This is a genomic window from Pseudomonas sp. HP_12 (assembly GCF_055283955.1).
Genome location: NZ_JBTOQG010000022.1, coordinates 26324 through 39359 on the forward strand (window position 1 = coordinate 26324; position 13036 = coordinate 39359).

General features: G+C 61.9%; 11 protein-coding genes. 2 read left to right on the forward strand and 9 right to left on the reverse strand.

Annotated features, from left to right (window positions below; all coding sequences use genetic code 11):
* The first annotated feature begins 5 nt into the window (after nt 1–5).
* Nucleotides 6–1376 (forward strand): GntT/GntP/DsdX family permease, encoded by a 1371-nt coding sequence (locus tag ACYASU_RS15135; RefSeq protein ID WP_463583263.1) that lies wholly within the window; start codon nt 6–8, stop codon nt 1374–1376.
* A 343-nt stretch (nt 1377–1719) separates the two neighbouring features.
* Nucleotides 1720–1995, forward strand: coding sequence for a hypothetical protein (locus ACYASU_RS15140; protein ID WP_463583264.1), 276 nt, complete (start codon nt 1720–1722; stop codon nt 1993–1995).
* Between the two features lie 9 nt (nt 1996–2004).
* Here ACYASU_RS15140 and ssuE read toward each other — a convergent pair whose 3' ends face one another.
* The 9 genes from ssuE to ACYASU_RS15185 form a co-directional block, all read right to left on the reverse strand.
* The gene (gene ssuE / locus ACYASU_RS15145) at nt 2005–2586 is read right to left on the reverse strand and encodes an NADPH-dependent FMN reductase (protein WP_463583265.1); all 582 of its coding nucleotides are present in this window, start codon (nt 2584–2586) and stop codon (nt 2005–2007) included.
* A 365-nt stretch (nt 2587–2951) separates the two neighbouring features.
* Nucleotides 2952–4034, reverse strand: a complete 1083-nt coding sequence (locus tag ACYASU_RS15150; RefSeq protein WP_463583266.1) for a polysaccharide biosynthesis/export family protein — start codon at nt 4032–4034, stop codon at nt 2952–2954.
* 166 nt (nt 4035–4200) lie between these two features.
* The gene (locus tag ACYASU_RS15155) at nt 4201–5613 is read right to left on the reverse strand and encodes an undecaprenyl-phosphate glucose phosphotransferase (protein WP_346631530.1); all 1413 of its coding nucleotides are present in this window, start codon (nt 5611–5613) and stop codon (nt 4201–4203) included.
* Between the two features lie 13 nt (nt 5614–5626).
* A complete protein-coding gene (locus ACYASU_RS15160) occupies nt 5627–6850 on the reverse strand; it encodes a glycosyltransferase family 4 protein (RefSeq protein WP_463583267.1) in 1224 nt (407 codons plus the stop codon).
* A gap of 95 nt (nt 6851–6945) precedes the next feature.
* Nucleotides 6946–7986: an acyltransferase family protein gene (locus tag ACYASU_RS15165; RefSeq protein WP_463583268.1), complete on the reverse strand. Its 1041-nt coding sequence runs from the start codon at nt 7984–7986 to the stop codon at nt 6946–6948.
* Between the two features lie 9 nt (nt 7987–7995).
* A complete protein-coding gene (locus tag ACYASU_RS15170; RefSeq protein WP_463583269.1) occupies nt 7996–9114 on the reverse strand; it encodes a glycosyltransferase family 4 protein in 1119 nt (372 codons plus the stop codon).
* 150 nt (nt 9115–9264) lie between these two features.
* Entirely contained in the window at nt 9265–10587 is a 1323-nt protein-coding gene (locus tag ACYASU_RS15175; protein ID WP_192174012.1) for a hypothetical protein, read from the reverse strand.
* Nucleotides 10588–10687: 100 nt separating this feature from the next.
* Nucleotides 10688–11941 carry a glycosyltransferase family 4 protein gene (locus tag ACYASU_RS15180; RefSeq protein WP_463583270.1) on the reverse strand — a complete coding sequence of 418 codons (1254 nt, stop codon included), beginning with the start codon at nt 11939–11941 and terminating at the stop codon, nt 10688–10690.
* Complete coding sequence (locus tag ACYASU_RS15185) at nt 11938–12939, reverse strand: glycosyltransferase (protein ID WP_192174010.1); 1002 nt, start codon at nt 12937–12939, stop codon at nt 11938–11940. Before ACYASU_RS15185 ends, ACYASU_RS15180 begins: the two co-directional genes overlap by 4 nt.
* Nucleotides 12940–13036 lie beyond the last annotated feature (97 nt).

Consider the following 13036-nt stretch of genomic DNA (forward strand, 5'->3'; position numbering starts at 1 on the left):
CCGCGTTGGATCTGTCATCTGCTGCCTGGGTGTTTCATGACACTCGCCTGATCATCTGCTGCCTGATCGCCATTGCCACCATCATCGTGCTGATCAGCGCGACCAAGCTCCCGCCGTTTCTGTCGATTCTGGTGGGCACATTCATCGCAGGGATAGGTGCGGGGTTGCCAGCGGAGGCAGTGGCGAAGGCGTTCAGCAAGGGCGCGGGCGGGATTCTCGGTGAGGCCGGAATCATCATTGCCCTCGGTGCCATGCTCGGTGCGTTGATGGCCGAGTCCGGCGCGGCGGATCGCATTGCCTCGACGTTGCTGGGGCTGGGCAAGGGCAAGGCTCTGCCGTGGGTCATGGCCCTGGTGGCCATGGTCATCGGCCTGCCGCTGTTCTTCGAAGTGGGTCTGGTGATGATGGTGCCGATCATTTTCGTCATGGCACGCCAGTCGAATCAGCCGCTGCTGAAAATCGCGATTCCGGCGCTGGCCGGCATGACCACGCTGCATGCGCTGATGCCGCCGCACCCGGGACCGCTGATCGCCGTCAGCGCCTTGCACGCCGATCTGGGCCTGACCATGTTGCTGGGTTTCTGCGTGGCGGTGCCGGCGGTGATTCTGGCCGGTCCTCTGTACGGCAACTGGCTGTCAAAGCGCATGCACATCGAGGAACCGGCAGAGCTGGGCGAGCTGTTCTCGGCCAAACCCAATGCCTCCCGCCAACCGAGCTTCGGTATCTCGTTGCTGATCATTCTGCTGCCGGTGATCCTGATGCTCGGCAGCACCCTGGCGAAAATCGCCATGGAGCCGGAAAGCAACATCGCGCTGACGCTGAAATTCCTCGGTGAGCCGCTGGTGGCGTTGGGGATTGCGGTGCTGGCGGCGACGGTGTGTCTGGGCTGGGCCAACGGTATTTCCCGCGAACAAGTGGGCGGCACGCTGCGTAAAAGCCTGGCGCCGATTGCCGTGTTGCTGTTGACCATCGGTGCGGGCGGCGGCCTGAAGCAAACGTTGCTGGACGCCGGCGTCAGCCAGACCATCAGCAAAGTGGCCGAAGGCGCGCACATGCCGTACCTGCTGCTGGCGTGGCTGATTGCGGTCGCGCTGCGTCAGGCCACCGGTTCGGCCACCGTCGCGACCACCACCACGGCGGGCATTCTTGCACCGATGATGGCCGGGCTGGCGCCGGTGGAAGCCTCACTGGTGGCGTTGGTGATCGGGGCGGGCTCGGTGTTCTTCTGCCACGTCAACGACGCAGGGTTCTGGATGGTCCGCGAGTACTTCGGCCTGCAACTGAAGCAGACGATTTGGGTGTGGTCGGTGCTGCAGACGATTGTCTCGGTGGTCGGGCTGATCGGCACGTCGCTGTTGTGGCACTTTTTGGTCTGACGATTTCTCAGAGCCAACGCTGAAGTCTGTGGAAGATCCCCGTCGTGCCAACGACGTAAATGTGGGAGCGAGCTTACTCGCGAAGGTGGCGTGTCAGGCGATTGATTCGTCGCAGGCAGAATGCATTCGCGAGCAAGCTCGCTCCCACAGGATCTGCGTCGTCAGATACATCTTCGGTGTGATTAAGATCAGAGCCCGCAGGTTCTATACAGGCAGATGCACCGGGGCAACCCCGCATACGCGCCAAACCCGATAGCCACTATCAAGACGACTGATTTCTGCTGGAAAGGCCCGGCGCGTAGCCTTGGCTTCATTCCAGAAACGAGCCGAATGGAGGCTCCCAATGAACCGTCTTCTTGCCCTCTCCCTGTTACTCTCCGCCTCCGTTCTCGCCGGTTGTGCCGCTGGCAATCATCCCGAACTGCGCCCTTACAGCGCTGAAGAAACCCACCAGCTGGCCCTCGAAGACCTCAACCGTCGCGGCTTGTCCTACGACGAATTCCAGGCCCGCAAAGCGCAACTGATGGAACAGCCACAACTGCAACGCGCCCACGAGTTCGACAACCGTGGCGAATACAATGCCGAAGTCAGCGTTGCTTCGAAAGCACGTCAGGGTTGATTCAAAGGCTTACAACGCCAGCTTCAAATGCCCGCCCGCTTCCTTGTGACGCGCATGGGTCCGGTGTTGGAGGCCCAGTAAAAAGTGATCCAGGCCGTCATGCAGTCGCTGGGTCAGCAGTTCATCCAGATCACCGCCCAACGCGTTCTCGCCGTAGCTGATCTGGCTGTCGATGGCGAACACCCCGTGCAGCACTTCCTGGCATTTCAGCGCGGACAGCACCGGTTTCAGCGCGTAATCCACCGCCAGCATGTGTGCAATGCTCCCACCCGTGGCGATCGGCAAGACCACTTTGCCGTGCAATGAACGCTCCGGGAGCAGGTCGAGCAGCGTCTTCAACGCCCCCGAAAACGACGCCTTGTACACCGGCGTGCCGATCAGCAAGCCATCCGCCTTCGCCACTGCGTCGATGAAAGCCACCACCTGTGGGCTGTCGAATCGGGCGTAGAGCAAATCCTCGGCGGCGAAATCCTGAATGCGCACACCGTTCACTTCCACGCCACGGTCCTTGAGCCAGTGCGCGGCATGGTGCAGCACCACGCCCGAGCGCGATCGGGTGGAAGGGCTACCTGAAATCGAAACTACCAACATGTGTTGTTTCCTTGGGGTCAGTCACCCGGGGTGCTTGGCACCGTGCAGGCCGCGTTCAACGCGAAGTAATGGGCGTGAAGACCCTTTGAAGGGAGTGAAGCAGCATGTGTGCCAGCCCCCTCAATCGTTCGTTGCCCCCGTGAATCCGGCGATCAGCCTCAGCTGCAATACTGCCAGACACCCCAGACTGTTGATCCAGGCGCACGTAATTGTTGATCCGGTGTTGCCTAAGCAACACTTGCCGCTGCCAAATTCAATCCAAAAAAAATCCCCGCAGTCGGACCACTGCGAGGATTTCTCTGTTGCTCTGTTGCGCGGCTGTCAGCTTGCAGCTCCAAACGTGCCGCTTGAAGCTGCCTGCACCATCAATTCCTGAACATCGCACCGGTCTGGATGATGTTGTTCGAACCCAGCAACTGGCTCACGTAACGGCTCCAGCGGGTGATGTTGGCCGGGCCGACAAACACCACGTCCTGGGCCGCCAGCTCGAAGCCTTTCGCCAGCGCATAACTGGTCGGCTTCTTCGCAGCGAGGTGATAAACCGTCGCGCCGTGGGTGGCGTCCTGTGCACGAATCACATACACCGCATCGCCATCGGCCGCGTCAGGGCTCAAGCCGCCAGAGGTGCCGAGCGCTTCCAGCAAGCTCACGCTGGTGGTGCTGAACGAGATCACTTGCGGGCGCTGAACTTCGCCCAGCACGTAGATCTTGTTTTTCGAGTTGCTGTTGAGGTGCAGGTAGTCGCCGTCTTTCAGGAAGATCTTGCTGATCTGCGAGTCCTTGCGGTTCAGCGAGTCAACGTCGATCACGTAATCCTTGCCGTCGCGACGCAGGGTCAGGCCGGCGAGGTTGGCGTCGGTCAAATCAAGACCGGCCTGGCTGATGGCCTGAACCAGGCTCAGCGGAATGTTGGTGATCGCTTGCGGGCCAGGGGTCTTGAACGCACCCGACAGCAGGACGCGCTGGCTGTTGTAGCGCAGCACTTTGACGTCGACTTTCACTTCGGTGTACTGCGGCGCCAGACCCATGCGCAGTTGCTCGCGGATCTGCGAAACAGTCTTGCCGGCCGCCTGAATACGACCCACGTACGGGAAGAACACGGTGCCATCGTTCAGCACTTCGCGGCTGTTGGCGTCCAGTTGTTCCTGGGAGCCCGGCGCGGTCAGTTCAGGGTGTTCGAAAACGGTCACCAGCAAGGCGTCGCCCGGGCCGACGACGTATTCAGGGGTCTTGTAGTTCAGCAGTTCCGGGGGCAGCGGTTTGGCCGCGGCGTCCGCCGTTTTCTGCTGCTGCGCAAGGGTGGCAGGGGTGATGTTGATCAGCGTGACCTGGGGACCGTCGGGGTCGTTGTCGGTGACATCGCTGTAAGACATGTACTGACCGGGGGCGAATGCGCAGCCTTGCAACACCAGACTGGAAAGCAGCACGACCGCTAACGTTACTTTCATATGAATGTTCCTTCTAATCCTAATAGGTGCGTACTGGCACCGCAGTGATTTCTTTGCATCCCTTACTTACACCGAACATCGGATCACATTCGCTCATGCACCCGTGCACCTCCCCCCGAGCTTACTAGCCCTTGGCCATGTTTGTTGTTTTTGGCAGATTTTCTTTTTAGAAGGCGTTCTTGTTGACGAAGCCTTTGAAGAGCGTCAGCAGGATGATTTTCAGGTCCAGCCAGACCGACCAGTGCTCGATGTACTGCAGGTCGAATTCAACGCGTTTCTGCATCTTGTCCAGCGTGTCGGTCTCGCCGCGCCAGCCGTTGATCTGGGCCCAGCCGGTGATGCCCGGCTTGACCTTGTGCCGCAGCATGTAACCCGACACCTGCTTGCGGTATTGCTCGTTGTGGGCCACAGCGTGGGGGCGCGGGCCGACGACGGACATCTCGCCGCGCAGCACATTGAAGAACTGCGGCAGTTCGTCCAGCGAGGTACGGCGCAGGAACGCGCCCAGCGGCGTGATGCGGCTGTCGTTGCGCGTGGCCTGGGTCACCACCGAGCCGTTTTCCTGCACGCTCATGCTGCGGAATTTCCAGACCATGATCGGCCGCCCGTCCAAGCCGTAACGGCGTTGACGGAACAGCACCGGGCCGGGGGAGGTGAGCTTGATCGCCAGGGCGATGAGCATCAGCGGCAGGGCGATCATGGTCAGGATGATGCTCGACAGCACGATGTCTTCCAGACGCTTGACCACGCTCCAGGCGCCATCCATGGGCGAATCGAAAATGCTGATGCTCGGCAAACCGTTGATGCTTTCGCTGCGGGCATGCAGCAACTCGAACATGAACACATCCGGGATCACGTAGACCGACGCGGTGGTGTCGCTCAAGCCTTTGATCAGTTCCTGCAAACGCGCCTGTGCGCCGAGTTCGAGGGTGATGTACACCTTGTCGATCTTGCCGTCGCGGGCGTCCTGGATCAGTTGATCCAGATCGCCCAGCACCGGAATGCGTCGGCCGATGCGCGCCAGGTCGATCTGCTGCGGCGCTTCGTCATAGAAGCCCAGCAGGTTCAGGCCCATCCACGGCGCGCGTTCGATGGACATCGCCAGGCGTTCGCCGCAATGGCCGGTGCCGACGATCGCCACGCGCCGGGTGTTGAAACCCTGGGCGCGCAACGCGTGCAGCACGCTGCGAATCGCCAGACGATAACCACACAGCGCCACCAGCACGGCGGCAAACCAGGCCATCTGGCTGTCGTCCGCCAGATCGTCGGGCTGCAACAGCAGGTAATCGACGAACAGCAGCAGCACGAAGGCCAGGCCCCAGTAATTGGCGACCTTCAGCAGCTCGCGCACAATGCGCTCGCCACGCCACGAGCCGTACAACTGGTTGTATTCGGCCAGCCAGTGGAAAGCCACCGCCGCCAGCAGAATCTGCATCCAGGCTTCGGAGCTCATTGGCGTGCCGGTGAGCAGGTTGACGCCGTAACCGCCGACCGCGATGACCGCCAGATCGAGCAGCCGGTGAGCGACGGACAGCGACGATGAGTGGGCATGCAGGATGCCCCTTAATGGAGTGCGCATAGGCTGGGCTCGCTCAGACGGATTTGATCGGAACAACGCGGGCGGAGAGGTCGCTGCTGACCAGCGTCGGCGCGATCTGCATCGGCCGGATGTGCGCAGGCTGGCGGCTTTGACGCGCAGCACTCAGGCGGGTCTCGACGAACTGGCGCATTTCCAGTTCGAAGCGGGCTTCGCTGAAGCGCTCGGCGTTGGTCCGACAGGCTTGCGCGGTGATGCGTGAACCGTTGATCTCGAACGTCTCGATGGCGGCCATCAGCGACGCCACACTCTGTTCCGGGTAGAGCACGCCGGTCGGCTGCGGATGATCCAGACCGCAGACCGTTTCCACCACGCCACCTTTGGCGAATGCGATGACCGGCGTGCCGCAGGCTTGGGCCTCCACCGGGCTGATGCCGAAATCTTCCTCGGCAGCAAACACGAACGCCTTGGCGTTGCTCATGTGTTCCTGCAGCACCGCGAACGGCTGATAGCCCAGCAGCGTGACGTTTGGCGCGTTGGCCGCGGCGGCCTTGGCCTTGTCCATTTCCGGACCGTCGCCGATCACCACCAGACGCTTGTTCGGCATCGCCGCGAAGGCTTCGATGATCATCGGCATGCGCTTGTACGGGACCATGCGCGAGGCGGTGAAGTAGTAATCCTGCTTCTGTTCCTGCAGCGCGAAACCGAGGGTGTCCACCGGCGGATAGATCACCGTGGATTCGCGACGGTAGGCCTTGGTGATGCGCGCGCCGATGAAGTGCGAGTTGGCGATGAAGTCATCGACGCCCGCGGCCGTGCGCTGATCCCACATGCGCATGTAATGCAGGATCATCCGCGCCACTTTGCCTTTCAGGCCGGTGCTCAGGTTCGCCTCTTTGAGGTACTGATGCTGCAGGTCCCAGGCGTAACGGATCGGCGAATGCACGTAGCTGACGTGCAGTTGGTCCGGCCCGCACAGGACGCCTTTGGCCACGGCGTGACTGCTGCTGATGATCAGGTCGTAACCGGACAGGTCCAGTTGCTCGATGGCCATCGGCATCAGCGGCAGGTAGCGCTGGTATTTGGTCTTGGCCTTGGGCAGGCGCTGGATGAACGTGGTCTTCGCGACCTTGCCGCTCAGTCGGGCGCGGTCCTCGTCGCTGAGGAAATCGATGACGGAGAACAGATCCGCCTCGGGCCAGATGTTGATCAGCGATGCCAAAACCCTTTCGGCACCGGCGTATGTCACCAACCAGTCGTGGACGATTGCAATTTTCATTGGAATTCTCTGCATTAACGGCTGAGGGACGCCCGGCACGTCGAGCCAGGCTCGCGAGGGCCATCCCATGCCTTTCCATGTGCGCAGGCGCTAAATCAGACGCTGACAGGCTGCGTCTCGGCTTTGCGGTTATTGAGGCGTTTTCCGAGCTGGATGAACGGGTGTTCGATGTAGCGGAAGCACAGATGGGCAGCGCCCAGGGTCAGCACCGTCGCGACCAGCGCCACCAGCAGGCCGGGTGCGTCGGTGCCGCGCAGCAGGAATTCGCTGAGCATGCCCATCGATGGGTGCAGCAGGTACAGCGAGTAACTCACTGCGCCCAGCCAGACCAGCGCCGGGTGGTTCAGGCGCACGCTGCGGGTCAGCAGCACGAAGCTGACGATGGCCACGGCGTAGGTGAAGCAGTAACGGCCCCAGGTTTCGCCGGTGCCCATGTCCTTGCTGTACGCCATGATCAGCGTCGGCGGCAACAGCACGGCGAAGGCCACGAACAGCATCTTCAGGTTCCGCGTCAGCGCCGGGCTGTGTTCAGCCAGCAACCACTGACGCCACACCGAGCCGAAGAACATCAGCGACAACGCCAGGGGCAGCGCCACCGGCAGTTTGTGTTCGGTCAGCGCGCGGGCAACGCTCATCGCCAGCGCGGCGAGCAGAAACACCAGCGAACAGCGCGCCCGGAAGGCCAGGTCGTACAGCTTGCCGGCGATGAACAACGCCAGGCACAGGCCGTAGAACACCAGTTCGATGAACAGCGTCCAGTACAGGCCGACCACGTCGTCGAAGCCCAGTGCCGCCTGCACCATGGTCAGGTTGGCGACGATCTGCGGCCAGGACGGCAGCGGCGCGCCGGTCAACTGCAGCATCAGCACAAACAGCACCAGTGACAGCCAGTAAGCCGGATACAGCCGCATGAAGCGTGAGATCAGAAAGCGTCGGGCGCCGTCGGGCACCGGCTTCAGGCTGTAGGGAATTACTACGCCGCTGATCATGAAAAACCACAGCACCCCCAATTTGCCGGGGTCGATCAGGTAATCCAGCACCCAGACGTGACCGATGACCGGTGCATACAAATGGGTGAAGACCACCATCAAGGCGGCGATGCCGCGCAATGCGTCGAGATAGGCAAGGCGTTTCATGGCAGTGCCTCAGTTGCTGGAAGATTCGCGACCCAGGGCATCGCTGCCCTGGCTGCTGCGCCGGTCTCTGGCCGGACTCTGCAGCGCGTCGATGCGTTGGGAAACCTGTCGTGCCGACTCTTCCCAGGAGAACCGCGCCACGTTGTTCAGCCCCCGTCGGCGCAGGGACTGGCGCAGCGGCATGTCCGTCAGGATGCGTTCCATGGCGGCGGCCATGTGGTCAATGTCCAGCGGGTCGAAATACAGCGCGCTGGCCTGCAGCACTTCGGGAATCGACGCCGCGTTCGCCGCCAGCACCGGGCAACCACAGGCCTGGGCTTCCAGGGGCGGAATGCCGAAGCCTTCATACAGCGACGGAAACACAAAGGCCGTGGCGCCCTGGTACTGGCTGATCAGTTCGTCATCGCTCAGGCGCCCCAGAAAGCGGATGCGCGGGTCACGACTGGCCAGACGTTGCAGGTTGTCGTCGCTGAAGATCCCGCTGGCGCCACCGACGATGCGCAGTTGCAGATCATCGTGGCCGCGCAGCAGCAGAAACGCCTGAATCATCCGGCTGAAATTCTTGTGCGCGCTGGGCGAAGACACCGCCAGCAGGTAGTCCTGTTGCTCTTTAAGGGGCGGGCCCGGTTGAAACGCACCGCTGACGGCATTGGGCACCACGAAGATTTTCTTCTCCGGAAATGTGTAGAACTGCGAGATTTCACCCTTGGAGAAGGCGCTCACCGTCAGCAGCGACTTGATCCGCGACAGCATGATCGGCGTCATGGTCCGGTAGAGGAGGCGAAACGTACGCGTGTAGCTTTCCGGGTGACGCACATAGGTGACGTCGTGGTGGGTCGCGATCTGATTGCCGTACAACAGCGGCGCGGTGCTGCACAGGGAAATCAGCAACGGGTTGCCCTGACGGCGCAGGTACAGGGGCAGGTCCAGTTGTTCCCACAGGTGGCCGCTGTGACTGCCGATGCATTGCACGTCGAGGGCCTTGGCGCTCTCATACATCTGAATGCCGTGGGGGGCAACAAACACCACGTCGTCGCGCAGTTGCTTGAGGGCCAGGCAGATCTGTTCGGCGAAGCGTTGAACGCCCCGCAGTTCCTGGGTCAGAAAACGTGCATTGATCACAATCATTGTGGTCGACCTGTAGAAGAGATAAAGGGGTCGTGCGCAGGAGCCATCAGCGCCCTGAGTGAAAGGGGCATCAGCGCTCTCAGTGAAGAGCCATCAGCGCCCTGAATGAAGGGGCGCTCTAAAGGCGGACCGGAATAAAAAAGGCAGAATTCAGGGCAAGGCAAACAGTGCCGGGCGTGTGCCCAGGCTTATTATTTTCGGGAAGTCATCGATCGGCACTTGCGCCGAGCAACGCCCGTCGTTGCAGTTCCACGGGATACCGCTGTCGACCAGGCCGCGTTGCGGCTGGCGGGTGTCGATGTATTGCACGTTGCCGCGCAGCACGCTGCTGGCGTCGACCTTGATCGAACGCGGCAGCCCGGCGGTCCAGGCGACCATGATCTGCTCCGAGCCCTTGGCGAACCGCAGCAGGTATTGCGAGTCGATTTCGCGACTCTTTTCAGCGTCGTAACGGAATTGATGCAGCGTCGGGCTGATGGCCTTCAGCGTCAGGTAGGCCTGCTTGATGCTCAGGTCCTGATTGAGCAGGCCGAAGTTCTGCTCCGGATCAGTGCCGTCGGGGCCGTCGTTGAGCAGGCCGTTCCACCACATGCCCTTGACGTTGGGCATCGTCTGCGCCAGGAAGAAACTGCGTGCCAGAAACGCCGCCTGGGTCTTCTCATCACCGCCGCAGCGCCCGTCGTTGCTGGGCCAGCCCATTTCGGTGAGGTACAGCGGCACCGGGCCGTTGTTGCGGTTCTTGTCCTTCAGGTCCTCGCTGATCCGCCGCAGCCAGGCAATCCAGTTTTCCGGGGTGTTGCGCTCATCCGAACGGCAATACACATACGGATGAAGCGACAACCCGTCGACATGGTTGAGCACGCCCGATTCCACCAGCCGATCGGCAAACCCCAGGTCCATCCCCTGACTGGTGACGGCGCCGGCCAGAATCACCATCGGCCGCTGGTTGGCGCGAATGCGCTGGGCGGTTTGTTCGATGAGCAAGCTGTAGTCCCTGGCGAACCCCGGATCGACCGGGTTTTCCTTGTCCCACTCATTCCAGATCTCGTAGAAGTCCACGCTGTCGGTGAGCTGGCGGGTGACGAAGCTGGCGTAGTTGCCGTAAGCGTCGCGCACCGAGGGTTTCCGCGGTTTGGCGTAGTTCTCGTAAAACGGGTTGCCGTAGCCCAGCACCAACAGCGGTCGCAATCGGTGTTCCTGGGCGGCGCTCAGGAACGACTGCCACGAAGGCTCGATCTTCAATAACCCTCGTCGGGGCTCGGCGCTGGACCAGTAGGCATCGTCGCGCACCGAGTCGACTCCCGCCGCTTTCAGCAGTTGGAACGCGCGGACGGAGGTGCCGGGTTTGTTCATCAAGTGCGTGTCGACGCCGATGATGAACGCTTCGTCCGCTCGCGTGATGCAGCTGATCAACAAGCCCAGCAACAGGACCGCCGAGGGTCGTCGTAACCGGGTCAGGTAAGGGATGAGCATGGCTTGTCTCAGTGAAGAGGCACGGTCCGGAGCGCTTGCTCAGGTAGGTCTCGGGCCGTCGGTGGTAATGTCGGCATCGCTTGCAGGCATGCCGATGTGTTCAGACCGGGTGGGGCAGGGCATGCCGGTTGCGCTGGGCGGTGTCGTCCAGCAACGTCTGGGCAAAAATGCTTTGGTAACTGTCGAGCATCAACTCCAGGTTCAGTAACGACGCCACGCTGACCCGCGCCTGGCCGCTCAGACGCGCCAGCAGTTCCGGGTTCTGGTGCAAGCGCAACATCGCCTGGCCCAGGGAGTCGGGGTCCTGCGGGTCACACAGCAAACCGTTGAGCGGGTCCTGAATGATTTCCGGCAAACCGCCCATGCGGCTCGCAATCACCGGCACCGAGTGAGCGCAGGCTTCAACGGCGACCATCCCGAACGGCTCGTTCCACAGCGAAGGCACCACGGCGACGTCGATCTGGCGGTAGAACGCTTCAGGCTTCTGGTAACCGACGAAGCTGATCTTCGACGAGTTCGCCAGCGCCTTGAACGTGGCTTCGTCATCCGTCTGGCCACGCCCTGCAATCTGCAGCGTGGCGTCGAAGGGCAGTCGCTGAAATTGCTCGATCAGCCAGGCCACGCCTTTCTGATGGGACAGCGTGCCCATGTAGCCGAAGCGCAACGGCGCTTTTTTCGTCGCCAGATCCGCTTGCCGCCGCTGATGGGGCGAGGCGGTCGGCGGCGTGAACGGGCTGGCGTTGTGCACGACGTACGGGCTGGCGGCGCTGAAGTAGCCGCGCTGCTGCAGCTTGTCCAGAATGAAGCGGCTGACCCCAACCACCGCCGCGACCTGGGCCGAGCGCGCGTCGTGGCCCTTGCGAAAGGTCTGGCAACTGCCGCATTGCTGCTGGCAGCACTGGCCGCGCTTGAACATGTTGCTGCTTGGGCACATCAGGTACATGTCATGCAGCACCTGCACGATCGGCAGTTTTGCAGCGGTGATCTCGTCCCAGACGGACACCGACCAGCCGGCCAGGTTGTGGCAGACCACCAGTTGCGGCTGCTCGCTGCCGATGACCTGTTTCACGTAGCTGCGCATCGCGCCGTTGTAGCGGTCGCGCAGATGCCAGCCCAGGCGCGCCAGACGGCCAGGCCGCTGCGCACCGAAATGCCAGTAGAAGTTACGCAGGCCGGCGCGGTAGACCTTGACGCCGTTCACCGCTTCGACGTTCAGGCCCGCGTCGGGACCGGTCACCAGCACGCTGACTTCACAGCCGCGCTGCTGCAGGCCTTCGACGGTACGCTGAAGAATGATTTCCGCGCCGCCTCCAATGTGGGGGGCATACAGGCTGCTGATGAACAGTATTTTCATAGTGGATACGACTGATTCAGACCCAGTACCCCGGACTCACCGTCACGGATGGCTTGTTCGATCAGGCCAAGGCGCTCCTCGGCACCGCGTCGCTTGGCGATCAGCCGCAGCAGGCGGAAGAACACCCAGCGGTTGAGGCCGTACAGCAGCGACGAATTGGCCCAGATGTTTTTGTCGAACCAGGCCTGATTGCGCGCGCCGTAGTAGGCGCGCAAGTCCGAGCCACCGAGCAGGAAGCTCTCGTAGATGTTGTTGGTGCGTGCCTTGATGTTCCACGAGCTTTCGAGGTCGTCGAGCAAGGCGTCCGGCACCAGAAAGATCCGGCCACCACCGGCGGTGATGCGGAAGGTGTATTCGCTGTCGTCGGCGTAGAGCATCAACGCGTCCAGCGGCAGGCCGATGCGGCGATACAGATTGCGGTGGGCGAGCAGGCCGCCGTACGTGGCGAACGGCAATTGCACCATCGGCAGTTTGCGGTGCGGGCTTTGCGGCGCGCCCCACGGCAGCCGGCGCCAGATCTTGTAGGGCAGCTGTGCGATGTGAAAACCGAAGAAACTCGAACGGCGCTGAATGGCGAAGCGGTTCGGCACGCCGGCGGCGATGTCCGCCTGATGGGTCGGACGAAAGCCCAGCACGGCGGCCTTGTCTTCGCCGTCGACGCGTTTACGTTCTTCGAGCACCTGATGCAGCGTGGCGATGGCGTTGATGGTCGGCGCGTTGTCGTCGTCCATCAGCCAGATGTGTTCGGCCCCGGCGTCCAGTGCGGCCTGAATCCCCACCGAATAGCCCCGCGCGGAACCGGTGTTCTCGTGCATGTAGATCACGCTGACCTGATTCGGCCAGGTGCGGCGCAGGTTATCCAGCGGTGCGGTGGACGCGTTGCTGACGATGATCACGCGATCGATCAGCGGGCTTTCCAGCGAGCGGCTGACCAGCGTGTGCAGGTAGTTGAAACGATCACCATAGGTGAGCGTCACCAGTGTGGTTTTCTGGGTCATGGCGAGTTCCGGGCGAAGGGGGGTCAAGAGGCTGAAAGCATCAGCCCCGTGGGAATCAGGATGTGTGGGTCAGAATGTGGGGATCAGTACGGAAAAC